Source organism: Sedimenticola selenatireducens, assembly GCF_007625115.1.
In the GTDB taxonomy this organism is placed as follows: Bacteria; Pseudomonadota; Gammaproteobacteria; order Chromatiales; family Chromatiaceae; genus Sedimenticola; species Sedimenticola selenatireducens_A.
The window spans coordinates 276,004-301,619 of sequence record NZ_VMNH01000023.1 but is presented as its reverse complement, the minus strand read 5'-3'; the positions used below and the strand labels follow the sequence as shown (position 1 = coordinate 301,619).

Annotated in this window: 25 protein-coding genes; 10 read left to right on the top strand and 15 right to left on the bottom strand. The window is 51.0% G+C overall.

Annotated features, from left to right (window positions below; all coding sequences use genetic code 11):
• Window positions 1–675 precede the first annotated feature (675 nt).
• The 4 genes from rpoH to ftsY all read right to left on the bottom strand — a co-directional run bounded on the left by rpoH (window position 676) and on the right by ftsY (window position 4,327).
• Window positions 676–1,524, bottom strand: coding sequence for an RNA polymerase sigma factor RpoH (gene rpoH / locus FHP88_RS16190; RefSeq protein ID WP_144360123.1), 849 nt, complete (start codon window positions 1,522–1,524; stop codon window positions 676–678).
• A gap of 132 nt (window positions 1,525–1,656) precedes the next feature.
• Window positions 1,657–2,640 carry a permease-like cell division protein FtsX gene (gene ftsX / locus FHP88_RS16185; protein ID WP_260843341.1) on the bottom strand — a complete coding sequence of 328 codons (984 nt, stop codon included), beginning with the start codon at window positions 2,638–2,640 and terminating at the stop codon, window positions 1,657–1,659.
• Window positions 2,637–3,314, bottom strand: a complete 678-nt coding sequence (ftsE, locus tag FHP88_RS16180) for a cell division ATP-binding protein FtsE (protein WP_144360122.1) — start codon at window positions 3,312–3,314, stop codon at window positions 2,637–2,639. Before ftsE ends, ftsX begins: the two co-directional genes overlap by 4 nt.
• Before the next feature lie 20 nt (window positions 3,315–3,334).
• Complete coding sequence (ftsY, locus tag FHP88_RS16175) at window positions 3,335–4,327, bottom strand: signal recognition particle-docking protein FtsY (protein ID WP_144360121.1); 993 nt, start codon at window positions 4,325–4,327, stop codon at window positions 3,335–3,337.
• A 204-nt stretch (window positions 4,328–4,531) separates the two neighbouring features.
• Between ftsY and FHP88_RS16170 the strand changes: the two genes are divergently transcribed.
• From FHP88_RS16170 to FHP88_RS16150, 5 genes are all read left to right on the top strand, one after another.
• Window positions 4,532–5,896 (top strand): M16 family metallopeptidase, encoded by a 1,365-nt coding sequence (locus FHP88_RS16170; protein WP_144360120.1) that lies wholly within the window; start codon window positions 4,532–4,534, stop codon window positions 5,894–5,896.
• Window positions 5,886–7,208: a M16 family metallopeptidase gene (locus tag FHP88_RS16165; RefSeq protein ID WP_144360119.1), complete on the top strand. Its 1,323-nt coding sequence runs from the start codon at window positions 5,886–5,888 to the stop codon at window positions 7,206–7,208. Before FHP88_RS16170 ends, FHP88_RS16165 begins: the two co-directional genes overlap by 11 nt.
• Window positions 7,186–7,788, top strand: coding sequence for a 16S rRNA (guanine(966)-N(2))-methyltransferase RsmD (gene rsmD, locus FHP88_RS16160; RefSeq protein ID WP_144360118.1), 603 nt, complete (start codon window positions 7,186–7,188; stop codon window positions 7,786–7,788). The genes FHP88_RS16165 and rsmD overlap by 23 nt, the downstream gene beginning before the upstream one ends.
• 231 nt (window positions 7,789–8,019) lie before the next feature.
• Window positions 8,020–8,499, top strand: coding sequence for a pantetheine-phosphate adenylyltransferase (coaD, locus tag FHP88_RS16155; protein WP_144360117.1), 480 nt, complete (start codon window positions 8,020–8,022; stop codon window positions 8,497–8,499).
• A gap of 44 nt (window positions 8,500–8,543) precedes the next feature.
• Entirely contained in the window at window positions 8,544–8,789 is a 246-nt protein-coding gene (locus tag FHP88_RS16150) for a YfhL family 4Fe-4S dicluster ferredoxin (protein WP_144360116.1), read from the top strand.
• A 51-nt stretch (window positions 8,790–8,840) separates the two neighbouring features.
• Here FHP88_RS16150 and FHP88_RS16145 read toward each other — a convergent pair whose 3' ends face one another.
• A complete protein-coding gene (locus tag FHP88_RS16145; RefSeq protein WP_144360115.1) occupies window positions 8,841–9,686 on the bottom strand; it encodes a 2-oxoacid:ferredoxin oxidoreductase subunit beta in 846 nt (281 codons plus the stop codon).
• 1 nt (window position 9,687) lies between these two features.
• Entirely contained in the window at window positions 9,688–11,418 is a 1,731-nt protein-coding gene (locus FHP88_RS16140) for a 2-oxoacid:acceptor oxidoreductase subunit alpha (RefSeq protein ID WP_313957297.1), read from the bottom strand.
• A 343-nt stretch (window positions 11,419–11,761) separates the two neighbouring features.
• Between FHP88_RS16140 and FHP88_RS16135 the strand changes: the two genes are divergently transcribed.
• Window positions 11,762–12,562: a PhoH family protein gene (locus tag FHP88_RS16135; RefSeq protein WP_144360114.1), complete on the top strand. Its 801-nt coding sequence runs from the start codon at window positions 11,762–11,764 to the stop codon at window positions 12,560–12,562.
• Between the two features lie 90 nt (window positions 12,563–12,652).
• Here FHP88_RS16135 and FHP88_RS16130 read toward each other — a convergent pair whose 3' ends face one another.
• The 6 genes from FHP88_RS16130 to FHP88_RS16110 form a co-directional block, all read right to left on the bottom strand.
• Complete coding sequence (locus tag FHP88_RS16130) at window positions 12,653–13,123, bottom strand: DUF3106 domain-containing protein (protein ID WP_186297762.1); 471 nt, start codon at window positions 13,121–13,123, stop codon at window positions 12,653–12,655.
• Complete coding sequence (locus FHP88_RS19225; RefSeq protein WP_186297761.1) at window positions 13,116–13,295, bottom strand: hypothetical protein; 180 nt, start codon at window positions 13,293–13,295, stop codon at window positions 13,116–13,118. The genes FHP88_RS16130 and FHP88_RS19225 overlap by 8 nt, the downstream gene beginning before the upstream one ends.
• A 4-nt stretch (window positions 13,296–13,299) precedes the next feature.
• Window positions 13,300–13,656, bottom strand: coding sequence for a hypothetical protein (locus FHP88_RS16125; protein ID WP_144360112.1), 357 nt, complete (start codon window positions 13,654–13,656; stop codon window positions 13,300–13,302).
• On the bottom strand, window positions 13,653–14,237 hold the full coding sequence (locus FHP88_RS16120) for an RNA polymerase sigma factor (RefSeq protein ID WP_260843340.1): 585 nt from the start codon (window positions 14,235–14,237) through the stop codon (window positions 13,653–13,655). The genes FHP88_RS16125 and FHP88_RS16120 overlap by 4 nt, the downstream gene beginning before the upstream one ends.
• 27 nt (window positions 14,238–14,264) lie before the next feature.
• Window positions 14,265–14,666, bottom strand: a complete 402-nt coding sequence (locus FHP88_RS16115; RefSeq protein ID WP_144360111.1) for a hypothetical protein — start codon at window positions 14,664–14,666, stop codon at window positions 14,265–14,267.
• 91 nt (window positions 14,667–14,757) lie between these two features.
• Window positions 14,758–15,603, bottom strand: coding sequence for an NAD-dependent protein deacetylase (locus FHP88_RS16110; protein WP_144360110.1), 846 nt, complete (start codon window positions 15,601–15,603; stop codon window positions 14,758–14,760).
• A 59-nt stretch (window positions 15,604–15,662) separates the two neighbouring features.
• Between FHP88_RS16110 and FHP88_RS16105 the strand changes: the two genes are divergently transcribed.
• Window positions 15,663–16,355, top strand: a complete 693-nt coding sequence (locus FHP88_RS16105) for a hypothetical protein (RefSeq protein ID WP_144360109.1) — start codon at window positions 15,663–15,665, stop codon at window positions 16,353–16,355.
• A 14-nt stretch (window positions 16,356–16,369) separates the two neighbouring features.
• On the opposite strand, the gene FHP88_RS16100 is transcribed toward FHP88_RS16105, so the two are convergent.
• The gene (locus FHP88_RS16100; protein WP_335341542.1) at window positions 16,370–16,843 is read right to left on the bottom strand and encodes a hypothetical protein; all 474 of its coding nucleotides are present in this window, start codon (window positions 16,841–16,843) and stop codon (window positions 16,370–16,372) included.
• A 150-nt stretch (window positions 16,844–16,993) separates the two neighbouring features.
• Between FHP88_RS16100 and FHP88_RS16095 the strand changes: the two genes are divergently transcribed.
• Together FHP88_RS16095 and FHP88_RS16090 are read left to right on the top strand one after the other, a co-directional pair.
• On the top strand, window positions 16,994–17,533 hold the full coding sequence (locus FHP88_RS16095) for a DUF4405 domain-containing protein (protein WP_144360108.1): 540 nt from the start codon (window positions 16,994–16,996) through the stop codon (window positions 17,531–17,533).
• A 126-nt stretch (window positions 17,534–17,659) separates the two neighbouring features.
• Window positions 17,660–18,544, top strand: a complete 885-nt coding sequence (locus FHP88_RS16090; protein WP_144360107.1) for a CPBP family intramembrane glutamic endopeptidase — start codon at window positions 17,660–17,662, stop codon at window positions 18,542–18,544.
• 100 nt (window positions 18,545–18,644) lie between these two features.
• Here the strand turns inward: FHP88_RS16090 and FHP88_RS16085 are convergent, their stop codons facing one another.
• Complete coding sequence (locus FHP88_RS16085) at window positions 18,645–20,414, bottom strand: PAS domain S-box protein (RefSeq protein WP_186297760.1); 1,770 nt, start codon at window positions 20,412–20,414, stop codon at window positions 18,645–18,647.
• 241 nt (window positions 20,415–20,655) lie between these two features.
• Here FHP88_RS16085 and FHP88_RS16080 point away from each other — a divergent pair, with 241 nt between their 5' ends.
• Window positions 20,656–23,475 carry a putative bifunctional diguanylate cyclase/phosphodiesterase gene (locus FHP88_RS16080; protein ID WP_144360105.1) on the top strand — a complete coding sequence of 940 codons (2,820 nt, stop codon included), beginning with the start codon at window positions 20,656–20,658 and terminating at the stop codon, window positions 23,473–23,475.
• A gap of 54 nt (window positions 23,476–23,529) precedes the next feature.
• On the opposite strand, the gene FHP88_RS16075 is transcribed toward FHP88_RS16080, so the two are convergent.
• Window positions 23,530–25,587 carry a CoA-binding protein gene (locus FHP88_RS16075; RefSeq protein ID WP_144360104.1) on the bottom strand — a complete coding sequence of 686 codons (2,058 nt, stop codon included), beginning with the start codon at window positions 25,585–25,587 and terminating at the stop codon, window positions 23,530–23,532.
• Window positions 25,588–25,616: the final 29 nt, after the last annotated feature.

Genomic DNA, 25,616 nt, shown 5'->3' with positions numbered 1-25,616 from the left:
TCCGGATCACCCAGGAACGAGGCACCTCCGGTCACCGCCAGGAAGGTACCGACCTTGATCGTCTCCGCCGATACCGCTTGGCCTGCGCCTAATGCCAGGACTCCGCTGATCGCCAGGGCTGTTACGCTTTTTTTAATATTCATATTGAATCATCACTCCTCAATGCTCTGTCTGTGATTTGTTGTGTTTTTCTTGCGTTTGCTGTGGTGCTTTCGCACATCACGTCACCTACGCTGATCACTACTATACATTCTAATTATTACCGTGCGAAACCTATGGTATATGTTGAGTGAAATATGAAAAATAATACATATATCGGTCTGTATAACATGTCGGTTAATGCCGGTTTACTTCCTCTTGCGACCCTCGCTGCTACTAACCGGGGCTCGCTCTTCTACACAAAAACCCTTTAAATGCCGCTGTTTAAGGATTTGAAGGGTGAGCATAACGGTTCCCCCCTGCTGTGGTCAACAGGGTTTTGAAAAAAACGGAGAGTGGCTAATGGTGGGGTGTATTGCGGTTAAGTGAATGTAATATCAATAAAAAAAACCGTTTCAATTGTAAGTAAAAAGTTTATTTCCTGATATTATTTATGGGAATGATGCAATATTTTTCTTGATGTGTTCAGGACCCTCCTAAAACATGAAATATTATTCATGTTTTAGGAGGTGTTGATCAGGCAGCAAGATGGGCTTTAAGTTTACCCATAGCCGCTTTTTCTATCTGACGTATCCTTTCGGCCGATACACCGTATTTATCAGCGAGTTCGTGCAGTGTCATTTTCTTCTCTGAAAGCCAGCGCGCCTGAAGTATCTCTTTACTGCGATCGTCCAGTCCTTCCAGGGCGATATAGAGCTGATTTTTATCGCTGTCTTCGGTATCTGCTATCTCTAGCTGACGGGAGGGTTCCATGCGCATGTCGGCTAGATAGGCTGCAGGTGCCGGGGCCTGATCGTCATCACCCTGATCGATGCCATCAAAGGCCAGATCGTGATTATTCAGACGGCTCTCCATCTCCAGAACGGTTTCGGGCTTAACTCCAAGGTCTTTAGCGACCCCTTCTACCTCTTCCTGGGAGAACCAGCCGAGACGTTTCTTGGAGCTACGCAGATTGAAGAACAGTTTACGTTGTGCCTTGGTGGTGGCGACTTTGACAATGCGCCAGTTTCGCAGCACGTATTCGTGAATCTCTGCCTTAATCCAGTGAACGGCAAACGAAACCAGGCGAACGCCATGGTCGGGATCAAAGCGTCGCACCGCCTTCATCAGACCTACAGTGCCTTCCTGAATTAAATCCGGCAGTGCCAGACCATAGCCGGAATAGCCTCTGGCAATTCGTATAACGAAACGAAGATGGGACATGACAAGGGCTCGTGCGGCCTCCAGGTCCCCATTCTCCTGCAGCTGTACTGCCAAGCTATGCTCTTCTTCGGCACTTAGCATCGGCAGCTGGTAGGCAGCGCTGATATAGGCGTCGATACTGCCTGTTGGCAATGTGTTCGCGATAGCAAGTTGTTTAGTCATCAGAATACCCTAGTCGTTTAGTATGGTATTATATTAGCACCCTCGTATATTGGGCGCCACTCTATTTTAGCACTCGACGTGTAAGAGTGCTAATGGACGGTTTGGTTCCTCGGTTAATTATGATTTGTCAATTCAGGAGGGTTCAATCTGATGGAGATGCCGGCCGACGGCGATCCACGAGCCTGTAAGGCCCAATACTGTACTGCCGCCAAGCAGTGTGATGAGGGTGCTAAAGTCGATGCCGCGTAATTCAAACCCGCTTTGGTAAAGGCCGGCCAGTTGAGCAACCGGATTGTCTAGAAGCAGCAACGAGACAGCGACCATGAGCCAGGCCGATATTCCGCCAAACAATCCGTACCAGGCCCCGTTGTAAAGAAAAGGTCGCCGGATAAAGGCGTTGGTACCACCAATCAGTTTAGTAATTTCAATCTCGGCATGACGATTCTGAATCTCCAGACGAATGGTGTTTCCCACAATCAGCAAGACAGATAGGCCGAGTAGGGAGGCGAGTATCATGACGCCACGCTGTGCGATTTCGGTGATGGCATGAAAGCGGCGAACCCACTCCAGGTCGAGCTGGGCAAACTCCACTTCCTGTATTTTTCTGAGTCTGGCGAGTAGGGCTTCAGCAGGAATAGGCTCAGCATGCTCCGGTCTTGGTTCGACTATCAGCAGAGAGGGTAGGGGGTTATCTTTGATCGAGTCGAGTACATCAGCAAAACCGCTTAGCTGTCGAAACTCCTCCAATGCCGCTGTTCGGCTGATCAGCTGCACCTTGAGAATGGCCGGATCGTTACGCAGTTGTTCGGCAATCTGCTCAGCCCGCTGTTCGCTTGTTTCCTGTGTCATAAAAAGCGAAATACTGGCCGCACCATCCCAGTTGCCACTCAGGGTCTTGGCATTATTCAGCAACAGATAGAGGCCGGAGGGTAGTGCCAGAGCAATCCCGATAACCAGGATGGTCATCAGGGTTGAGAGTGGGGTTCTCACCAGACGGCCTAAGCTGGCCAAGGCCACCTGTAGGTGACGCATAAGCCAGACATCGACTCGTAATGTGCTGCGGGGAGAGATATTGGCAGCACTCTTTTTGCGGGTTTTACGGGATTTGCCTATCAACAGGGCACCTCTGCTGCGCTGTCCTTGGCCAATCGGCTTTTATCCAGCACCAGAATCCGCCGATTCATGCGAGATATCAGATTCAGATCATGGGTGGCAATCAGGAGTGTTACACCGACATCATTGAACTGTTCAAACAGCGACATGATCTCTCTGGAGAGTGTCGGATCAAGATTGCCAGTCGGTTCGTCGGCCAGCACCACGGGTGGTTTGCTGACGACAGCGCGTGCGATGCCGACGCGTTGTTGCTCACCGCCAGAGAGGGTAATCGGTAGCTCTTTTTCTTTGGATAATAGCCCGACCTTATCAAGTGCAGCGCGTACCCGACGGCCGATCTCCAGGTGTCCAAGACCTGCAACCACCAAGGGCATGGCGACATTATCGAACACCGTTCGGTCGTAGAGCAGACGGTGGTCCTGGAAGATCATCCCTACTTCACGACGATGATAAGGGATCTGGCCGCGGCTGAGGCGGGTCAGATTGCGCCCTGCGACCCGGACCTGACCACGTGTACTGCGTTCCAGTAGTCCGATCAGTTTGAGTAAAGTGCTTTTTCCTGCCCCGGAGTGTCCCGTCAGGAATACCATCTCACCCGGTTCTATATGGAAGCTGACATTACTCAGGCCCTCATGCCCGCCAGGGTAGCGTTTGGTGACATTGTCAAAATGGATCATTGGCGCCGTTGGGTTTGGTTTTATTCGGAAAACAGGGCGTTAACAAACTCTTCACCATCAAAGTGGCGTAGATCTTCTATTGCTTCACCCACTCCGATAAACCGGATGGGTAAGCCAAGCTTCTCAGCGATGGCGAAGACGATTCCCCCCTTTGCGGTACCATCCAGCTTGGTCAGGGTAATGCCGGTGACGCCTGCTGTTTTGTGAAATTGTACCGCCTGATTGAGGGCGTTTTGCCCAGTGGTTGCATCGACGACCAGCATCACCTCATGGGGCGCATCTGGGTCAATCTTTTTCATTACCCGGGCTATCTTTGCCAGCTCTTCCATCAAATTGCCCTTGGTGTGAAGGCGGCCCGCGGTATCGGCAATCAGTACATCAATGCCCCGTGATGTAGCAGATTGCAGGGCATCGAATATCACGGAGGCTGAATCGGCCCCTGTGTGTTGCGCTACAACAGGGATATTGTTGCGCTCTCCCCAGGTTTGCAGTTGTTCCACTGCTGCGGCACGAAAGGTATCTCCCGCTGCAAGCATGACGCTCTGACCCTCTTCCTGTAATCGTTTGGCCAGCTTGCCAATAGTGGTGGTTTTTCCGGCCCCATTGATACCCACCATCAGGATTACCTGCGGTTTGCCGGGGGCAGCCTGTTGCACGGGTTTGTCGCATTGAGTCAGGATCTGTTGTAGTTGATCTTTCAATATTTCAGTTAGGCGATCAGGATCAGAGAGCTCTTTACGCTTTACTCTCCCCGTCAGGTCATTAATGATTCGGGTAGTGGCATCTACCCCAACATCCGCCATCAGTAGCAGTGTTTCCAGCTCTTCCAAGAGATCGGCGTCGATGGTTTTACGGCCCAGAACCAGATTGGCCAATCCATCTGTCAGGTTGCTGCGTGTCTTGACCAGTCGGTTTTTGAGTCGGGAAAAGAGCCCGGTTTTTACCTCAGGTTCAGATGCAACCACATCTATGGGTGCAGATTCAGGTGACTTCTTTTTTCCAAATCCAAACATGCTGGTTAATCCAGTATGCCATTGAACTGATGGCAATACGTTTTGTCTCTTAAGTGGAATCCCGGTACACGAGTCAAGGTAACAACATTGAAAAAATGACTTGCCGTCCGGGTATAAGTGTTAAAGTCAGATCGTAACATTTTGCGAGGAATCAACCTATCCCTCTAGCTCAATCAGAGAGCAAAGGGTGTTGTGGGACACACTATGAGATTACTACTAGTCACAGCCATACTACTGCTTTCCAATGCTGTTCTGGCAGAGAGCCGGGTGCAGGAAACGATGCTCGATAACGGTATGAAGATTATTGTGAAGGAGGACCATCGTGCACCCATCATGGTCTCTCAGGTATGGTACAAGGTCGGTGCTTCCTACGAGCCGGATGGTATTACCGGTATTTCTCATGCCCTGGAACATATGATGTTTAAGGGGACAGCGCTGCATCCTCCCGGACAATTTTCGCGCATCATTGCCCAGAATGGGGGTACCGAAAACGCCTTTACCGGTCGAGATTACACGGCCTATTTCCAGACCATGTCCAGCGATCGCCTGGAGATTGCCCTGGAGCTAGAGGCCGATCGCATGCGGCATCTCACCTTGCCGGCAGATGAATTTGCCAAAGAGATTGAGGTGGTCAAAGAGGAGCGTCGGTTACGCACAGAAGACAAGCCGACGGGTCAGGTGTATGAGCAGTTTTCTGCACTGGCCTATCGGAGTCTGCCGTATGCCAATCCAGTTATCGGTTGGATGAATGATCTGGAAAATATGAAGATAGAGGATCTCGCTGATTGGTACCGACTCTGGTATGCACCGAACAATGCGACCCTGGTGGTCGTGGGTGATGTAAAACCAGAAGCGGTGTTTAGCCTGGCAAAGCAATACTTTGGCCCCCTGAAACGGGAGGCTATCCCTAAGTTGAAGCCCCTGCGAGAACCGCAGCAAAAAGGTGAGACGCGCTCTGTAGTCAAGGTGCCAGCCAATGAGCCTTATATGATCATGGGCTTTAAAACCCCGGCAGTGACAACGGCAGAGAAGCGTTGGGAGCCCTATGCGTTGGAGATGCTGGTGGCGGTGTTGGATGGTGGCAACAGTGCACGGTTCAGTAAGCATCTGGTTCGAGGCAGTGAGATAGCCGTTTCAGCCGGAGCTGAGTACAACGCTTTTACCCGGCTTCCTGGCATGTTGCTGATCGATGGTACGCCGGCTCAGGGACGGACCATGCAGGAACTGGAATCTGCATTACGTCAGGAGATCGTTCGGTTACGCAGCGAGTTGGTCACTGAAGAAGAGCTTGATCGTGTGCGCACTCAGGTGATTGCCTCAAAGGTATTCGAGCTGGATTCTGTGTTCTATCAGGCGATGGAAATTGGCATGCTGGAGACAGTGGGTCTGGATTGGCGCTTGATCGATCAGTATGTCGCTGCACTGAAGCAGGTGACACCCGAACAGGTACGCGAGGTAGCCGAGCGCTATCTGGTGGATGATAATCTGACGATTACTCAATTGGAACCATTGCCTATGGACAATGTAAAGCCAGTACGTCGTGCTACAGGTGGTCGTCATGGAGGTTAAACGAGTGAGCTTCAGGTGGTTAGTGTTGTTGATTGCCGTCTGTTCCGGCCAACTCTGGGCAGGGCCAGATATCCAGAGTTGGCAGACCAGTAAAGGCGCAAGGGTACTCTATGTTGCAGCGCCGGAGTTGCCAATGGTGGATCTGCGTGTGGTATTTGATGCGGGGAGTGCGCGAGACAAAGTAGCGGGTGTAGCCTATCTCACCAGTGCCTTGCTGGAAGAGGGTGCAGGTGAGTGGAGTGCTGACCAGATCGCGCAGCGACTCGACAGCGTCGGATCTGAAATGAGTGTCAGTGCCCATCGTGACATGGCCTGGCTAAGCGTGCGTAGCCTGACGGAGAAAAAGGCCCTCACCACCACAATGGATACGGTATCGCAGGTGTTGGGCGCACCCCGTTTTGAGGTAGAGGCGCTGGAGCGAAACCGTAAGGCGATGCTGACCTCCTTGAGTCATGACGAGCAATCACCAGGAACAGTGGCGCAAAAAGCCTTTATGAAGGCGCTGTTTCGGGAACATCCTTATGCCTCTCACATTGAGGGCGATAAGGCATCCCTGGCACTTATCACCCGGAAGGACGTGCAAACCCACTATCAGCGCTTTTATGTGGCGCGGAATGCCGTTGTGGCAATTGTCGGGGCAGTGGATAGGCAAGAGGCCGAACGTTTGGCTGAGCTTGTCACGGGCGGGCTCCAGGCGGGTGAACGCGCCCCTGAACTACCCGCAGTAAAGGCGCTTGAGGCTGAGATTAAACAGGCTATACCGTTCCCCTCCAGTCAGTCACATATCCTGATGGGGCAGCCTGGAATCTATCGTGGCGACCCGGATTACTTCATACTTTATGTCGGTAATCATATCCTTGGCGGCAGTGGATTAGTCTCTCTGTTGAGTGAAGAGGTACGCGAGAAGCGCGGTCTCTCCTACAGTGTTTATAGTTATTTTTCCCCGATGCGAAGAAGTGGGCCGTTCCTGATTGGGGCACAAACACAGAATGCCAAGTCGCAAGAGGCGCTCGCTGTTATCCGCGAGACTTTGGCAAAGTTTGTTGAGCAGGGACCAACCGAAGCTGAGCTGACGGCCGCGAAACAGAATATTACGGGTGGATTCCCGCTGCGTATCGCCAGCAATAGCAAGATCTTAGAATATCTGGCGATGCTCGGCTTCTATGATCTCCCCCTGGATTATCTGAATGTATTCGTCGACAACATCAATAGCGTAACCCGTGAACAAATACGCGAGGCGTTTCAGCGTCGGATTCAACCCGATAGCCTGATCACCGTTGTGGTTGGTAATGAGCAGAAGCCGGTCAACTGAGGCGGGCCAATCACGAGGCAAGCGGCCCAGTCCCACAAACCAGATCAGGATTGTGGGGGGTGAGTGCCGAGGACGTCGCTTGATTTTTCCAGATAGTCCGGGGCTTCGGCCAACCTCGGATCGTACCCGTGAAACCTTGTTTAACTGGTTACAGCCTATATTGCCCGGTGCGGTCTGTCTGGATCTGTTTGCCGGAAGTGGTGCGCTCGGTTTTGAAGCGGCATCACGCGGTGCCCGCCATGTCACGCTTGTTGAGCATAATCCCAAGGTGGCTCGCCAATTACAGGACAATCAACAGTTATTGGGATTGGAGCAGCTCTCTCTTCAGCAGGGTGATGCCTTAAGCTGGCTTGAGCAGAAGGCCACGGCCTTCGATATTGTTTTTCTTGATCCGCCATTTGCCGATCAACTACTCAGTGAATGCTGTCTGAAATTAGATCAAAATGGCTGGTTGGCGAATAACCCTCGTATCTATCTGGAATGGGACCTGAATGGGCCTATGCCTAAAATACCGGCACATTGGCAGGCGCTTAAAGAGAAAAAGGCCGGTCAAGTGGCTTACGCACTCTACACTCGATAGAAAATAGTGTGAAAATGAGATTTCTCATTTGACATTGTCACATCTGATACTATTATCTCGCTCCCTGGGGAATTAATTAGGCTAAGTGCTGTTTATGGGTTTAGTCTTTTACGGGGTAACTGATCGCTTTCCTGTTTTGGCAGCTGAGAGTTTTATTACCCTACTTTTAATAGTTGATTGATCGCTCTGGCAGTTTGTATCGACCGGCGGTTGAATAAGCAGGACATTGATATGGCCATTGCAATCTACCCAGGCACATTTGATCCCATTACTAATGGTCATACCGACCTGATACACCGCGCTGCAAAGTTATTTGATAAAGTCATCGTGGCAGTAGCTGCAAGTACAGGCAAGAAACCCCGGTTCACCTTGAGTGAGCGAGTGGATTTGGCCAATAAAGTGCTGGCCGGTGTGGACAAAGTTGAGATTATTGAGTTTGATACGCTGCTGGTTGAGTTTACCCGTCAATGTAAAGCAGATGTGATATTGCGTGGATTACGGGCAGTATCAGATTTTGAGTATGAATTTCAGTTGGCAGGAATGAATCGGCGTTTGGCTCCAGAGGTAGAGACCATGTTTCTGACCCCAGCTGAACAGTTCGCCTATATTTCCTCAAGTCTGGTGAAGGAAATTGCAGCCTTGGGGGGGAATGTGTCAGAGTTCGTGCATCCCCTCGTGGTCGAGGCGCTAAACGGTAGCCAATCGGCATAGTTTTACTAGGTATAGAGGTAAGGGTCCTCTTTCAGGAGTTTTTTATGGCATTAATTATTACTGACGAGTGCATCAACTGTGATGTGTGTGAGCCGGAGTGTCCTAACGGGGCAATCTCACAAGGCGATGAGATCTATGTGATCAATCCTGAGCTATGTACCGAGTGCGTGGGTCACTACGATGAACCGCAATGTGTTGAGGTCTGTCCGGTCGATTGTATTCCCAAGGATCCTGATCATGAGGAAACTCCTGAAGAATTGATGGAGAAATACGAGCGCATCACTGGCTAAATAGTGCGCGCTTAATAGAAAAGGCCCTGTGAAAAAGGGCCTTTTTTGTGACTATGTGTGTGTGACAAATTGTCGCGAAATCTGTTCCAAGCTGATATTTTTGCTTGGATGTTGCTGTTGTTGAACCTGTGATATCGCTTTAAAGATGAGCCCGGTTGCCATCCTGTCGCTTTGTTGAATGCGTTGTGCAGCAACCACCGGATCAGCCGTAGTGCTCTGACTCTGTTCGTGCACCGTTTTCTTCCACGCTTTCTGTTCCGGGTGATAGGTAACGCAGGGGCTCAGGACATGGATAAAGCTGAATCCTGGGTATTGTATGCCCTGGATCAGCAGGTCGGTCAGACTGGTGGGGTCACCTGAGAAGCCCCGGGCGATAAATCCTGCACCTGCTGCCAGCGCAATTGCCGCCGGGTTGAAGCTGGGTAATCCGGTTCCATGGGGCGTTAATCTACTCTGTTCCCAGCCGGGGTCAGTGGTAGGTGAGGCCTGACCCTTGGTCATTCCGTAGACCTCGTTATCCATTACGATATAGGTTAGGTCGAGATTTCTTCGGCAGGCATGCATGAAGTGATTGCCGCCAATAGAAAACCCATCGCCGTCGCCCCCCGTCACCAGTACTGTAAGATCAGGTCGAGCCACCTTGAGCCCGGTAGCGATTGGCAAGGCCCTGCCGTGTATGCCATGAAAACCGTAAACATGGGTATAAGCCGGGAGTCGTGAGGAGCAACCGATTCCTGAAACCAGCGCCACCTGCTCCGGCGGCAATGAAAGATGGGCCAATGCCTTGGTGATAGCGCTTAATACGGCAAAATGGCCACACCCGGCACACCAGATCGGTTTCACATCTGACTTGTAATCTTTCGCCTTCAATAGCTGTTCTGGAGGAGGGCCATGCATCTCAGAGTCCTTGCATTACGCGGTTATAGATGACATTGGGACGAAGCGGTAGTGGGCCAGGTTGAGCCAACGAATGGGCATGGCCTGGCAGTACCCTTTGGGCATTCAGATACTCGAAAAACTGTCCACCATGATTCTGCTCCACAACCAGGATTTGTTTGGCATGCGCGGTCACTTGTTTGAACCGCTCCGTGGAGAAGGGTGCCAGGAGTCTTACGGCGAGGGTTTTCGTCGGTAAGCCGGCCTGGCTCAGCCGCTGGGCCGCTTCACGAGTGGCCCCCGTGGCTGAGCCCCAGGTGATCAGACAGATCTCCCCGTCGCCTGTGACCTCGGCCCAGTCATCACCGTATTCAAATTGAGTCAGCTTCTGACGACGTTTATCCAGTTGCTGCTGATGATCTGTTGCCATGGCAGAGGGTGTACCCTGCTCATTATGTTCCAATCCATCGGCGGTATAGATGCAGTGTGCATTACCTGGAATGGCCATGGGAGAGACCGCATCATCAGACAGGGCGTAGCGCTGATAGTGATCAGTATCTCCCGCCAATTTGCGCTTTCCTTCCAGTGCGGGTTGTCTGGGCGGCGCTATCACAGCCCGTGCTTGCCCCAGTGATTGGTCTGTGAGGACGATGGCCACGGCCTGAAGTGTTTCTGTCAGCTTGACGGCCCACTGAGTGGTGAAGGCACAGTCCCGAATCGATAGTGCTGAAAGCACGATATGCGGCGCATCGCCATGAAATCCATAAAGGGCCAGATTCAGATCTGATTGTTCGGATTTAGTGGGGATGCCGGTGGAGGGGCCGCCCCGCATCACATTGGCAACGACCACGGGCGTTTCACTGGCGACAGCCAGCCCAAGACCCTCCATCATCAGGCTGAGACCCGGACCCGATGTGGCGGTTAATGAGGGTACTCCACCAAAGGAGGCGCCAATGATCATATTGATTGAGGCCAGCTCGTCTTCAGCCTGTAGCAGACTGCCACCTGTCTGTTCCAGGTTGGGTGCCAGCCACTCCAGTATTTCACTGGCGGGGGTGATCGGGTAAGCGGCCACAAAACGAACACCGCCTTGCAGGGCACCAAAGCCACTGGCTTCATTGCCACTGATATTCCAGCGTTCGGTGATAGCCTCGGGTGCTGATAAAGGTAGGACCAGGGTCTCGTCAGGTGTTTGGGCATAGCCAGTTTCAATGCAACTCAGGGTGGCTTGTAAAACGACTTCACCCTTATGCTTCAGGATGTCATGGGCGGCAGCATTAACCACGGCCAGTGGCAATCCGATCAGATTGGCGAGCAGACCAAGCCCCACCATATTGGCCCGGCCATTCTCAATCGATTTTGCAAGTTGTTCGAGCGGCCGGGCAACATGTCGGTGAGTCATCTGAGCGTATACCGCCGGCAGATCCCCTTTATCTGGATCATGCAGGATCAGCGACTCTTCAGTCACCGGAATCTCATCGCTGAAGCGCTCAACATTAAGCCAATCCAGCGCCAGCAGGATATCGAAGTCATCATCCAGCGCATCCACCGATGATTGGCCAATGCGTAGCATAACGGCGGATTCACCTCCCCTGATTTGTGGACCTGATGAGCGTGACATCAATGCATACAGGCCATGCCGGGCAATACCCTCCAGGAGTATTTTTCCCGTTGTGACCGCACCACTGCCTCCCGAGCCAACAATGGCAATAGAGAGCGTTGCGGCCTCAGTCATATCCGTTTTTCTATCCACAGCCTGCTTCCTGTTAGCGGGTTAAATCAATGTCTTTTGGTCTCAGATGTACACTCTGCCGATAAGCTTTATGTTCGCCTGTTTGGTGAAAAAGAGTAATGATAAATATCATTCATTAAGCGGATATTAACATTGTGAAAGAAGTGGTAATAACAGCCTGTTACAAGTCTATCGTCGATTATTCACATTACTGTAATTCTCGATCTGTATACCTTAGGGGCAATTCCGGTGACCTGGTTCTCGGGAGTTGGTTTGGTAGCAAGGTTTGCTGAACACAACAGGTTTTATTCAGTCGGCCCTGCGATCAAATACCTGTTTATAAGCAGAAGGAGAGAGCGAAACGATGGCGAAAAAAGCTCAGGCAAGACGTTTAGCGAATCAGCAGAGACAACCTGAAACGAAGCGAGAGCGACAGAACCGCAACCGATCCTCAAAAAGAAGGTCCTACCAAGAAGCCCCCAATATTGTTGAGCTAAATGCTCAGTATCACCAACTTAACACCGCCTATTCCCCGCAGCGGTCACGAGAACCCTTCAAGCCGCGTACCGAGTCTCAGCAGCGCTATGTCCAGGCGATCAAGCAACACTGCCTGACCTTTGGTGCCGGTCCGGCCGGCACCGGAAAAAGCTATTGTGCGGCTGCGCTGGCGGCAGAGGCCATGGAGTCTGGGCGTATTGAGCAGATTATATTGACGAGGCCTGCGGTGGAGGCTGGGGAAAGTCTGGGCTTTTTACCCGGCAGTGTTGATGACAAGTTTTCCGTCTACATTGATGCCTTCAGGGATATCCTGAATGAACGGCTTGGATCGGGCGCGGTTGAGTATGCCCTTCGTCATGGTCGTATTGTGGCGGCACCACTCGCCTTCATGCGTGGCAAGACCTTCGGTCGTAATACGTTTGTCGTGCTGGATGAGGCGCAGAACACAACACCGGCACAGATGAAGATGTTTCTGACGCGGATCGGTGAGGGGTGCAAGGTGGTGATTAATGGTGACGTGGCTCAGAGTGATATCCGGGGGCCCAATGGATTGGCGGATGCCATTGAACGGGTGAGGGGGTTGCCGGATGTTTATATCCACCACTTTGAGCGTGCTGATATTGTTCGCAGTGGTCTGGTGCGTCTATTGATTGATCGCTATGAATAATAATCGGTGGATTGCCTAAACGCGATCATGGCCACCGGCCTATCAGCCCGGTGGCCACTCTTTACACTTTACAGAACAACTCCGGTTCGTTTATTCCCGTCTTCTCTGTCTCTGGATCAGGCGTCGTTTGACCTGCGCGCGCTCTTCTGCAGAAAGGTTTTTCCAGCGCTCGCGCAGTGCTTTTCGTCTCTCTGGCGGCATCAGTTGAAAACGTTCTCTGAGCTTGCGGATGCGTTCTTGCTGGGCGGGTGGCAACTTCTTAAAGGCTTGGTACTTTTGCCGAATGCTGGCCTGCTCTTCAGGTGAGAGTTTTTTCCAGGTCTGTATCCTCTGCTTGGCTTGTTGCCGCTGCTCGGGGGTCATGTTTTGCCAGCGTTGGGCACCTTTTTGCAGTTTTTGTCTGCGCTCGTCCGATAACGTTTCCCATCGGTCGCCGAAAGGTTTCAGGATACGTTGTTCTTCTGCACTGAGTTGGTCCCAGTCTAGCTCTGCCGCTATAGCAGGCATGGTCAGCACAAGCAGTATGAGGGCAAGCAAGATTCGTGGTCCGTGATTAATCATTATGCTCGACCTCTCTTGCTGCCGCATCGTGCAGTTGAATCGCCTGTTCCAAGGTTGTGGGATCAATCCACTGGCCATCTTCCGTTTCCCAGTCGGCGAGAAATTCCAGTAACTCTGCATCAGGCAGTTCTTCAGCATCAATAGGGCTACTTATTAACAACAGTGCTGCCATTGCATTAACCCGCCACAACATCTTCTGCATCCAGCCATTGGTAAAATTCAAACTCTTCCAGCAGATCCAGAGACTCTGTGGTGGTGAGCAGTTCCAGATCATCCAGTGGCGTGTTGGGAAGTGAGTCACTTGGCGCGCCGAACCAAAGCGCGATCACCAGGATGGCGCTTACGGCTGTGGCTAATCCTGCGGGTATACCCCAGTTCCACGATCTAACGGGTTGAGCAAGCGCGCGTTTGCGCGCTGCAGAGAGTTGGATGCAGGTTAGCTCGTCAAGATCATCAACACCCTGGTCCAGTACTTTAGACGCGCGTTGTTCCAGGCTGTCAGTGCCGTTGTTCTGCGTTTCATTGGTGTTCATGGCCAGTAACCCTCAAGTCGTTCACGTAGCGTAGCGATCGCACGGGAATAGTGCGTTTTGACACTGCCCTCAGAGCAACCCATGGCGTGTGCTGTATCGGCCACAGGCAAGCCTTCCCAGCTTCGTAGCAGGAAGGCTTGCTGCTGTCGAAGGGGGAGTTGTCTGATAGCGGATTCTAATTGTTGCAGTGTCTCTTCTCCTTGCAGAATGCTTGTCTGTGTTCTTCCGCGTGGATCGGGTGCGGTCTGAATCGGGTCTTCCGCTTGTTCGTCTGATGCCGGGGGTCTGAACCAGTCAATCCATCGGTGCCGCACCTTGCTGCGACGATACCAGTCTTGGATGCGACTCTGAAGAATCCGCTGAAACAGTGGGCCCCATTCGGTCTCAGGACGATGACGGTACTGTTTAACCAATTTGAACATGGCATCCTGTACCAGCTCCAGGGCGTCGTCATGATTGCCAGTGGCAACATGGGCCATACGAAACGCCCGGCGCTCTACGCCGCTGAGAAAATTGTCCAGAGCCTGTTGCTGTTCCAGGGTAAAACCTCGTTTGCAGTGACTGATCATCGGACCCGGCATGATCGCCGGGTCCGCAAGCGGTGAGGCTTAGCGCCTGCTTATCCGGTTATTGATGCGTTGACCCTTTCGATCCAGTCGATTGTCAATACGCTGGCCCTTTCTATCCAGACGATTATCTATCCGGTCGCCTTTGTGGTCCAGGCGGTTCTCAATCCGATCACCTTTGCGATCCAGTCGGTTGGCCAGTTTGTCATTGCCGTTGGCCGCGGCCCTATCTGATCGGGCGTCCAGTCGATCATTGATGCGTTCACCCTTATTGTCGAGTCGATCATTGATGCGGTCACCCCGGTTGTCCAGGCGATCTTCAATCCGATCGCCACGCTGGTCAAGCCGATCTTCGGTCCGGTCTCCGCGGTCTTCTGCCAGTAGAGGGGTTGAGCAGAGGGTCAATAGTGTGCTGCCAATGATGAGTTTAGCGATTCTTTTCATGTCCATGTTCCCTGTGTTTGTTGGTTGTTCACACTGTTTAACGCACAGGGGGAGAATCGGTTGACAAGAAAGGCAATTTTTTTCAGAAGGTCTAATGGCTGGCGGCGAGCGCGGAGAGTGTTTCTCCGACAGGTTGTTCCACTTTTAAGGTAAAAAGATCATCGGCCCTGGTTTTTCCCTGATTCACCGCCACAATAGGCTTACCTAATCGAGTCGCCTCACGGATAAACTGAAAAGCGGAAAAGACCATCAGCGAGGTGCCGGCAACGAGCACCGCATCTGATTTATGGAGTGCAGCATAGACCGCCTCAACACGTGGGCGAGGGACCTGCTCACCATAGAAGACCACATCGGGCTTGAGTATGCCGCCACAGATGGGACAGTCGGGGACGATGGTCTGGCTGAAGTCGGTTTCCAGGTTGGCGTCCCCGTCGGGGGCCAGGGTGGCGGCGAGGTGGGTGATAACCGGATTCAGTGAGGCGAGTTTTTCCTGCATCCAGCCTCGGGATTCCCGCTCACCGCAGGTTTGGCAAACCAGTTCATTCAGATTTCCATGCAGATCAATGACCTGCTGGCTTCCGGCTTTCTGGTGCAGGCCGTCCACATTCTGGGTGACCAGTTGAAAGATCTTTCCCTGAGACTCCAGATTGGCCAGCGCCCAATGCGCCCTGTTGGGGGCGGCTTGGCTAAATGGAATCCACCCGAGATAGCTGCGCGTCCAGTAGCGTTGGCGAACCGCTTCACTGCGCATAAATTCCTGAAACAAGATTGGCTTGCTGCGCTTCCAGGTGCCCGCGTGGTCTCGATAATCGGGAATACCCGAGTCAGTGCTGCAGCCCGCACCTGTCACGACCAGTATGCGTGAATGCAGTGTTAAAAATTGTTGCAGTGTCTCGATCACGGTGGCTTTCTGCGTCTCCTCTTTGAGATAGTGTATCTTAGTTGAAGGTGATAGAACGTCGGGGGGATCCGATATTCTCTATAGGAAAAGAATATATGACTAAAGTCGCAATCCTGATCATTATCGCGTTGATTATTGTGGCGGGCATCTATACAGAGATGCAGCGCGGTAATAATTTGGCGGCAACGGCGAAACGCCTGGGCTTTGATTTTACCTCCGGGCTTCAGCGCATGCCGGCAGAATGGGAGGCTTTGGGTTTTGATCTGCTGCTACAAGGGCAATCTGAGATTGGTAACCGGATGACGGGAATGCGTTCAGGCAGAGCGGTCGAGGTGTTCGATTATAGTTTTGACGCAACGGCGGCGGGTGAGGGATTTAAAAAACAGCCGGCAATAGATGACCAGGTCAATATTGAACGCAGGAATCAGACCGTGGTTCGCGTGCAATCGGCGGTTGTTTTGCCTGATTTTGATATCAGCCCCGCAAGCAGTCACATGCGAAATGTAGCGCAGCGGTTTGGTTTTGCGCCGCTCATGCTCCAAGAGAATAGGGCATTCAGCCAGGCTTATAATGTGCTGGTGGCAGATGCGGTGCGTTGCCGAGCGCTATTCATTGAGTCTGTTCAACAATTCTTTATGTCTCATCCCGATCTGGTTGTTGAGGCGCGTGGTCGTGATCTACTGGTTTATCGCTTTGAAAAACGCCTCAAGGCAAAGGATATCGAAGGATTTTTACAGGAAGTGGATGAGCTCGTCCGGCTGCTAGAGTCCATGGCTGGGACCACTTAACATGGCAATATGTACTACTGGGGCAGGTCTTGGTTTAATGTCTGGCTAAGTGATTCGAGCAGCAGCTGAAGCTGTTTCAGTTGTGCTTGAATCAACCCCCGCTCTTCGGTGGTCAATGGCTTGTAGCCTCGACCAAAAGACCAGCCATAGCCCCAGCGAAAGGGTGTAGGCCAATAAGGTGAGCCGCCTACCCTTACACCTGCCAGCATCACATCAGCAATCTGATCTTCTCCCGCCTGGGCAACACAGGACTGTAAGGCCTTGTCAGCCTGCTCGCGCTGTTCATAAGTACCCCCTTGCCAGTAGGCCAAGTCATGGCGAATGCAGCAGTTAACCCAGAGTGATTGCTGTTGCAGTGTGCCATCAGGAAATGCGCTGCAACCATCACTGGTGAAGGGCTTGAGTTCATCGGCGTATAGTGGCGATGCGATGATCAGGCATGCTGATAACAAAAGCTGAATAATCAGTTGTGAATGGGGTCTTTCCAAAAAATGTCCTGTTTGGTTGGGGTGCATTCAGTGTCTGGCGTGTGATTCAAGATAGCAGAAAAAAGCCGTTACAATTTATTACACAGCAGACATATCCAGGAAAACAGCGAGCATTACACTGCTGCCCTTAATCATTTAGGGGAAGTTATCATGACAAGTCAGATTAATACGCGGGTCGTTAAGCTGTTTCCAAGGCGCATCATAACACCACTGGCCGGGGCCCTGGCTCTGGTCATTGGATTAAGTGGTGGCATGCTGTTTTTTCATGTGGGAGAGGGCTTGGTCAAAGGCCTACATGAATGGCTGGGTATGCTCTTTGTGGCAGTGATGTTGATTCATATGCTCTCAAACTGGAGTTCATTGAGCCGATATTTTAACCAGGGTGTTGCCCGGATCGGCGTACTTACGATTATTCTGGCCACGGGGTTATTTTTGGGTGGTGCGACACTCAGTCAGCAGGCTGGCCCTAGTGTGGTCTTTAAGGCGTTGGAAGAGGCCCCCGTGGTAACGTTGGCGCAATTATTTCAGGTGGATGAGGATCGGCTGATGCAGGCGCTCAATGGTCAAGGCGTTATCATGAAGGATAATAGCCAAACGCTTGCTGAGGTTGCATTGTCTGATGGTTTGGATAAGCGCGAAACTTTGCAGAAATTACTGGCGAGTGTTGGTGCTATACAGCAACCGAATTGAACCTGGTGCTTCAATTGCAGGGCGGGTATTGAGGATCGTGTATTAACCCACAGGCGTGTTTTTCGGTAGAATGCACACTCTTTGAAACGACACCACTGTCCCTAATGCCTGGAGTGGCCGCTATCAATGCGCGCGTTTAGCTATTTTGTACTGCTCATGCTGGGCGCGCTGTTGATCAGCGCGCTGATCAACTACCCCCTCTATGTGCTGTTTCAGGAGAGCATGAGTAAAGGGCCGCATAAGTTGATCAATACCGTGGCAAAACTGATTGCCATTCCTGGCTTTATTCTGATTATCCGCCACTATGCAATCGCTAATAAGCCAGGATTAGGCTATGGACTACCGCGTTCCGCGTTCATTAAGGATCTGGCGAGTGGGTGGTTGAGTGGTTTTCTAATCCTATTATTACTGAGTGCAGTGCTGCTGTTGCTAGGTGTTCGTGTAGCAAAACCGCCTGCTGAAGAGCTGCTCTTCCTGCTCTTTAAAACCACCCTGGTTGCACTCATTGGTGGTTTGCTGATTGGCTTTATTGAGGAGACCTTCTTTCGCGGAGGTCTGTTCGGGGCGATCCGAAAACAACACGGTTTTGCTACAACCTTGCTGCTTTCCAGTCTGTTTTACGCCGGTTTACACTTTATTAAGCCGTTACCGCTTGCGGGTGATGAGGCGCAGACATGGTATAGCGGTTTATTGATTCTCGCCGGTGCCTTTGATCAATATGGCGAGTGGGCGACATTTGACTCATTCCTTGCCCTCTTTGGGCTGGGGGCTTTCTTCGCCGTTGTCAGAGAAAGAACCGGGAACATTGCCTACTGTATCGGTTTGCATGCGGGGTTTGTGTTTGTGATCAAAGTCGTGCGCACATTCACCGATGTGGATGTGACCAGCGCGTTCTCTCCTGTGGTGGGCAATTACGACGGCATGATCGGTTATCTCTCCGCTGCTGGCATGTTGATCCATACCCTCATTATCTATCGTTACTGGCGGGTGCAGAAACAGGTGTTAGCTTGATCAATAACCAGACGTGCAACTGAATAATTACCTTCTACCTTATCGGTACTTTGCGCTATTAAAAAACACCACAGCTAAATCATAATGGTCGAGTGCATGGTCAGGGAACATCCAGAGCCGTAACCGTTACCGTCACATTTGGAGTTTCCTCAATATAAAAAAGGCTGGTATTGATCTCTGCAGTGAAGGTGCTTCCATCTTTTCTGATCTGCGTGGCTTGTATTTGAAATCCGCCATTTTCCATTAGGTCGGTTATTATTTCATCAAATTGAGCGGCGATCTCTTTCGGAATAAGATCCCTTACATTCAGGTTCATGAACTCATCTTTTGTATAGCCATACATGTCGCAAGCGCGATTGTTACAATCCAGTATTTCACCGGCGATTGTTTCTACAAATACAGCATTGGGGTTTAGTTCGAATAAAGATCGATACCTTCTTTCGCTCTCCTTTAATGCGTTTTTTATGCGCTTCTCAAGGGTTATATCCTTTATTGCTACGAATATACGCTCTTCATTATTTTCTATAATCATGGATGCGGATACTGCACCCCAAAAAAAAGCCCCATCCAGTCGTTTGAGCAGCACGTGATGATCTGTGACAATGCCTGATTTTAGTGTTTCGGTTAATCTGGTCCGGTCCTCGGTATCTGCATAGTGCTCAAAGGCTAATCGACCGATAGCCTCTTCAGGTGCAGTGTAGCCAAAGAGTGCTGCGCCGTAGGGATTGCAATCCAATATCACGCCTTGTGAATTGCTGACACTGATGGCGATGGGTAGGGTGTCTTTTATTTGTTGCAGCCAATGCTTGTTTTGCGTAAGTTCGAGTTCTGATATTTTTCGCTTGGTGATATCCAGTACGCTGCCTACCATACGCACCGGTGTGCCGAACTTATCACAGTGTATAATCCCATCTATCTGGATATATTTCACGCATCCGTCTTGGGTCTTGATCTGAAACTCGCGTCTGGTTTTCTCATTGTCATTTGAATTTCGCGGGTTGCCAAGGCACTGGATAAGATCATCTCTGTCGGTCGGTTCCAGCATGTTTAAAAAGCTGGGATAGCTGGGTGTGTAGTGCTCTTTTTCTACCCCAAAGATACGATACATCTCATCGGACCATCGTGCCGTGTCGTCGGCAATAGTCCACTCCCAACTGCCCAGGTGGGCAATCCGTTGCGCCTCAACCAGATTTTGCTGGCTCATCCTAAGAGCACATTCTGCTTGCTTCCTGTCCGTGATATTTTGTAGTGCGCCAAAAAGGCCCAGGCACTGATGATTGGCGTCCTCGTTACGAATGGTCCATGCCGTAGCCCAAAGGATTGATTCATCCGGGAGGATGAGGCGTATCTCGCTCTGGTTCTCCGGTGCGCCTAGTATCAGATCAACCAGGTTTTTTTTGAAGGCTTCCCTGTCGTCAGGATGAATCAATTCAAGAAATTGCTTGCGGCTGTAGGGCTGTTCATTTGCGAGGGGCAGACCAAAGTGACGCTGCATCCTGTCACTAAAGGTTACTCTGTCATTGGCGAGTGAGTATTCCCAGGTTGCCACCTTGGCAATATCGTGCGTTACCCGCAACGAATGCTCGCTCTTGATGAGTCTTTCTATTAGCGCGCCCCGTGCAATATCCCATTTATCAGATGAATCATTCTCCCGGTTCCTGACTGAGGGGCCATCAATGCCAAAGCGTAGCCAGGCCGGATTAACCTCGAGCAGTTCAGCCAGCTTGTTCGTGTTGTCATCGGTGATGCCGCCGAACTTGATCCACTTGTAAACAGCTTGGCGGGAAACGCCCAGCGCCTTGGCGATATCAGTAATGGTTATCGGGCTTTTGTCCAGGATGCTGGTGAGTCGCTTACCAAAATTATGCATTCGCCTTTCCAGTGTAAACTGTGGGTTAACATGGTGAAATACGTTGACAGTCGTGCTATTAGCCATAAAATGGCTTTTAAACTATAAACTTGCTTTAATGTTGTAACCTATAAATATACCAGAATGTAAACCATTAGTTAACACAAATATTACCTCTGAATCGCCTGTGTTTACAGGTGTGTTGCTTAATTGATTCATTGGGTCACAGGGTACTCCGGTTAGAGCGTGGGAGCTGTATAAGTTGTTGTATCGATTCTTAAAAAAACGCACGAATGATTCCTATCGCATCATTACGGCAACCATTGTTCTCATGGCATTGGCCCTGCTGTTTTTCGCCATACAGTCAACTTGGCGGGCCTGGGATGATTTTTATGCCTCGGCAGCCAGAGCCGAGGCCAGTCAGGCTGTTGTCCAGCTCATGGATGCGTCGAATATCCGTGCAAAGGAGCGTGGTTACACATTAGCCCTTCTGAGTGGCCCGGTAGCCCCGTCCGATATAGGCCAGAAGCTTGAACACATCTACGCACTTCGGCAACAGGGTGATATTAAATTTGATCGGGCTGTTTTATTGGCCAGCCAACTGGTGAAGAAATTCCCAGAAAACTTTATTCTTCGTATGGGACTGCAGCATGTCGAAGAGGTTAGTGAGCTGAAGCGCAGTGCGCGTGAGCGTGCTGATAAAAGGATTCTCGGAGAAGGTGGCTCATTCCCCCCGGGTGAATGGTTCGACTCATTGACTGAAACCATTAACCATGAACAGCATTTTCGAAATTTTCTGTCAACCGCCATGATTGAGGCGCCCGTAAAAAATGGTGCTTACTGGACCATTCGAAATTGGGTTTGGCTCCTCAGTGAGTATGCCGGACGTGAGCGTGCATTACTGGCAAGGCATATCTTGACGCAAGCGCCCCTTACAGAGAGTTCCCGATATGAACTCAATCAGTTTCATTCGGTTGTTGAGGAGCATATAGGGCACATCCGCCGGATAAGACATGAAGCTGGAATTGATAAAAGACTGCTTGATGCCATCGAGCAAATGGACAAGGCCATATCAGGTGAGTACGCGGTAGCCAGGCAGGAGCTCTATGCTAATTCACTGACTGCATCTTATACCATTACGGGCGATCAATGGTTGGCCATTGCCACGCAGGCTATTGATAGCATTCTAAACGTATCACAGGTCTGTTCGCTGATTATCGAAGAGAATGTGGCGCAAGAGAAGCATTTTAAATCAGCCATGGTGATTCTGTTTTCCCTCATGATTATTGTTTTTGTATTCATGGTTAAAGGGGCTATATCCAGGGTAACTGAGACAACCCGGGCATTGATTGAAGAAAAGAAGAAAGCAGAGCTTTCAGCCAACAAGCTGGAAGAAGAGATTGCTGAACGGAATGTGCTTGAGAAGAATCTGTTAAATGCGCAACAGAACTTCCTCAGTCTGGTCATGCTCAATCCAACGGGAATGATCATTCTTGATACGAATGACCGCTGTTTGTTCAGTAATCCTGCAGCGCAGGTGATGCTGGATCTTGAAGAGGATGGGGTTGTAACCAACAAGCGACTCACCTCAGTGCCCTATAGCGGACGGACTGAGTTAGACGTTCACTGTGAGGCCAATCTCTGGGGGATAGCCGAGGCGCATATTACAGAGACCAGTTGGAATGGTTACCCTTCAAAATTGATATTGCTTCACGATATCACCACACGCAAAACGGTTGAAAATGAAATCAAGCACATGGCCTACCATGATGGGTTAACCGGGCTGGCCAACCGGACACTGTTTAAAGACCGCCTGGATCAGGCAATCAAGCGGGCCAAACGAAAAGAGACGCTTATTGTCATTCTGTTTATCGATATTGATAAGTTCAAGGTGATCAATGACAGTCTGGGGCATGCCGTCGGTGACGAGTTGTTGTGCAAGGTCTCTGGAAAGTTGCTCTGTTGTGTGCGCACTGATGACACTGTTGGAAGAATGGGCGGGGATGAGTTTACAGTCCTTATTGAAGATGTCACTTCGCCACAAGATGCCGATGTGATCGTGGAAAAAATTCAACGTGAATTAACCACCACTTATGTCATAAATGGACATGTTATACATCTGAGCGTCAGCATTGGTACCTGCATATTTCCACAGGATGCTACGGATACAGATCGGCTCATTCAACTTGCGGATACAGCGATGTTCCATGCCAAAGAGAGTGGGCGGGGTGAAGTGAGGGCGTTTAGACCGGAGATGGGTGAGCGATTTAATCGAAGGCTGAGACTGGAGAGTCGTTTACACAGAGCCGCCGATAAAAAAGAATTCTTTGTCTACTACCAGCCGCAAGTGGATCTGGTGACAAAGCGTATCATCGGGGCAGAGGCCTTGCTGCGATGGGAGGATCAGGAATTTGGAATGATCTCACCTGTAGAGTTTATTCCTGTGCTTGAAGATATTGGATTGATTAGCAACGTAGGGAAATGGGTGCTGGAAGAGGTGTGTACACAAAATAAACTCTGGCAGGAGCGAAATCTGACACCGATTCCCATCTCTGTGAATCTTTCCCCGCTGCAGATTGTTTTACAAACACTGGAGGAGGATGTTTATAGTGTATTGCAAAAGACAGGGCTGGAATCAAAATATCTTGAATTAGAGATAACCGAGACAGCGCTGATGAAAAGCCCAGAGGCCTGTGCATTGATCTTGCAACAACTTGTGGCCATGGGGGTGCGTATCTCTATTGATGATTTTGGTACCGGTTATTCATCACTCAGTTATCTTAAGAAGCTGCCCATTACAAAATTAAAGGTGGACCGTTCCTTCGTTATGGAAATACCGGACAACATCAGTGATATGTCTATTACCACTGCTATTATCGGTCTTGGGCAGAGCCTGAATCTGGATGTAATTGCAGAGGGTGTGGAGACGCTGGAGCAGATAAACTTTTTGCGTGAGCGTGGATGCCGGGAGGTGCAGGGATTCTATTTCAGTCAACCTCTTCCTGTACATCAGTTTGAAGAGCTCTTGCGGGCTCAGTCGGTTATGCATGTAGAGGGTAACCAACGCTTTGCCCTGCTTTAATGCTGGGTCACTGCCGGTATTGATTATGCAAACCAATACCGGCAGTTCTGTAATCTAGCCAAACCGTTTTCTGATCTGCTCACCACTTAATCTGGCCTGGGTGTAGCGGGATAAGGCCTGTACGCCGCGCCCGCATGAGCGGAACACACAAACCCCCTGATCCATCATCTGGGCGACCAGCGGGTCATAGAGTGCTCCGCCGTCTACAATACCAATCAGCGGTTTTTCCAGCGCCTTGACCATTTTAGGCATCTGGTGGGCAATACTCTGCTCATCGCTGGTGTCATAACCCGGCCGCAGTTTGTTCTCCACCAGGGTGCGCATGACCGGTGACATCGGATCAAGTCCCACTACCACGGCATCGATGTCCGGGTCATTGGCAAACGCCTCGGCACACTGTAGATGGGCCTCGTCATCAGCACCGGGATTGATGTCCATCGGATTACGTACCTCCATCAGGGCATCCAGCCGCTTTGCTTTTAGAATCTCAGCGATACGTTGTTCAGTTTGTGGTGATAGGGTCGGGACTTCCAGGGAAAAGTTATCGACATGGATGTTATCGGCCATGCCCACGGCTTCAAAACCGGCGCCGCTGACGGCACCCAACCGGTTGCCACCAATCGTCTTATCATGCAGGCAGCCGGCGATATAGAAGAGGTCATTAAAGCGGTCGAAGTCATTCGATACAATGCCGCCCGCTTGTGTAATTACGGATTCACAGAGATCAAAGTCACCGGCAATGGAGGCAGTGTGACCCATGGCGGCCATAGCACCGGGTATGGAGCGTCCTGCCTTATAGAGCACCACCTGTTTACCGAGCAACGTTGCTTTGCGTACGGCCTTGGCGAAGGTGAGTCCATCCAGATCACGGAAGCCTTCTGAATAGACGCCGATGGTTTTTATCTCATCCTGATCAGCAAAGTAGTTGACCATATCTCCATGGGTGAGATCGTTCTGGTTACCCAGTGCAGTCATGTAGGCGGGATCGAGCCAGGGGTTGTTGCTGATGCGGGTGATCATGAAGGCGCCGCTCTGGCTGATCAGTGCCGAGTTACGCTGCTGTTTTTTCTGACCTTGAGGCAAGCGATTTTTTGGGATGAACCAGGTGTCATATTCACCGGGGTGGGAGACGATACCGAGGCAGTTTCCTCCGAGAAAGACGGGGCCACCAGCGTCTGATCTGTGTGCGTCATTGATGCGCTTCATCATGGCAGCAGTCTGCTCTCGGCTGGCAGCGGTCTCTCCCAATCCTCCGGGTATCAACATGACCGCTTCAGCGGCTTGTGTGGCGATCACCTCATCCACCAGATCAAATACTGCATCGGCAGCAATAGCCACTACAAACAGATCAAGCTTTTGTTCAAGGGCACTGAGGCTCTCGACGCATTTCACGCCATCAATCTCCTCCTCGTTGGGACGGATAATGGTGAGCTGTTCGGCGGGATAGCCGCTGGCTAGAATGTTCTTAAGGATGATCCGGCCAAAGTTCATTTTACTGCCGGAGACGCCGATGATGCCGATCGATTTCGGGTGCAGCATCTTGGCGATTTTTTCAACAGGGCGTGGTGCGGGAATGGCCTTGGGTTCACTGAATTGGCAGCTTGCAGATTCAATCAGGAGATGACCGTTATCAAAACAGCAGGGATTGAGGGTTAGTTCATCCAGTATAAAAGGTGCAGACGAATTATTGGGCGCATAGTAACGGGCTAGCATGATCAAGGCATCAAAGCAGTTCATCAACGCCTGGTCGCTGACTTTTTCGTCAAGCTGTCGATAGGCGAGGGTCTGGCGAAAGCTATCCAGCAGGTCATCACCCTGAGTCAGATCAGCAGCAGCGGTTACGCTATGTTGTCCCTTTTTAAGGGCGCTTTTTAGTAGCTCACCCTGATCACCGCCCAGCCCAACCGAGATCACCGGGCCAAATTCCCGGGTGTTTTTCAGGCGCAGAGACAGTGTGTTTCCTGAAAGGGTATCGGTGCGGGACACAGGCAGGCCCGCTTGTTCCAGTAACCGAAGTAATGATGCCGAATCCAGTGATCCTTGTTGTGAGTCGGCGGCATCTTGCAGCAATGCTGTAATCGTATCCGTATCCAGTGCAGTGTGGTTTGTCATAGCGATCTCTGTTGGGTTTGATGGGTTCG

Bases quoted from the DNA above. Each gene is read 5' to 3' on its own strand.
- rpoH (WP_144360123.1), bottom strand. From the start codon at position 1,524: ATGACTAAACAACTTGCTATCGCGAACACATTGCCAACAGGCAGTATC.
- ftsE (WP_144360122.1), bottom strand. From the start codon at position 3,314: ATGATCCATTTTGACAATGTCACCAAACGCTACCCTGGCGGGCATGAG.
- ftsY (WP_144360121.1), bottom strand. From the start codon at position 4,327: ATGTTTGGATTTGGAAAAAAGAAGTCACCTGAATCTGCACCCATAGAT.
- FHP88_RS16170 (WP_144360120.1), top strand. From the start codon at position 4,532: ATGAGATTACTACTAGTCACAGCCATACTACTGCTTTCCAATGCTGTT.
- FHP88_RS16165 (WP_144360119.1), top strand. From the start codon at position 5,886: ATGGAGGTTAAACGAGTGAGCTTCAGGTGGTTAGTGTTGTTGATTGCC.
- rsmD (WP_144360118.1), top strand. From the start codon at position 7,186: ATGAGCAGAAGCCGGTCAACTGAGGCGGGCCAATCACGAGGCAAGCGG.
- coaD (WP_144360117.1), top strand. From the start codon at position 8,020: ATGGCCATTGCAATCTACCCAGGCACATTTGATCCCATTACTAATGGT.
- FHP88_RS16150 (WP_144360116.1), top strand. From the start codon at position 8,544: ATGGCATTAATTATTACTGACGAGTGCATCAACTGTGATGTGTGTGAG.
- FHP88_RS16145 (WP_144360115.1), bottom strand. From the start codon at position 9,686: ATGCATGGCCCTCCTCCAGAACAGCTATTGAAGGCGAAAGATTACAAG.
- FHP88_RS16135 (WP_144360114.1), top strand. From the start codon at position 11,762: ATGGCGAAAAAAGCTCAGGCAAGACGTTTAGCGAATCAGCAGAGACAA.
- FHP88_RS16130 (WP_186297762.1), bottom strand. From the start codon at position 13,123: ATGATTAATCACGGACCACGAATCTTGCTTGCCCTCATACTGCTTGTG.
- FHP88_RS19225 (WP_186297761.1), bottom strand. From the start codon at position 13,295: ATGGCAGCACTGTTGTTAATAAGTAGCCCTATTGATGCTGAAGAACTG.
- FHP88_RS16125 (WP_144360112.1), bottom strand. From the start codon at position 13,656: ATGAACACCAATGAAACGCAGAACAACGGCACTGACAGCCTGGAACAA.
- FHP88_RS16120 (WP_260843340.1), bottom strand. From the start codon at position 14,237: ATGCCGGGTCCGATGATCAGTCACTGCAAACGAGGTTTTACCCTGGAA.
- FHP88_RS16115 (WP_144360111.1), bottom strand. From the start codon at position 14,666: ATGAAAAGAATCGCTAAACTCATCATTGGCAGCACACTATTGACCCTC.
- FHP88_RS16105 (WP_144360109.1), top strand. From the start codon at position 15,663: ATGACTAAAGTCGCAATCCTGATCATTATCGCGTTGATTATTGTGGCG.
- FHP88_RS16095 (WP_144360108.1), top strand. From the start codon at position 16,994: ATGACAAGTCAGATTAATACGCGGGTCGTTAAGCTGTTTCCAAGGCGC.
- FHP88_RS16090 (WP_144360107.1), top strand. From the start codon at position 17,660: ATGCGCGCGTTTAGCTATTTTGTACTGCTCATGCTGGGCGCGCTGTTG.
- FHP88_RS16085 (WP_186297760.1), bottom strand. From the start codon at position 20,414: ATGCATAATTTTGGTAAGCGACTCACCAGCATCCTGGACAAAAGCCCG.
- FHP88_RS16075 (WP_144360104.1), bottom strand. From the start codon at position 25,587: ATGACAAACCACACTGCACTGGATACGGATACGATTACAGCATTGCTG.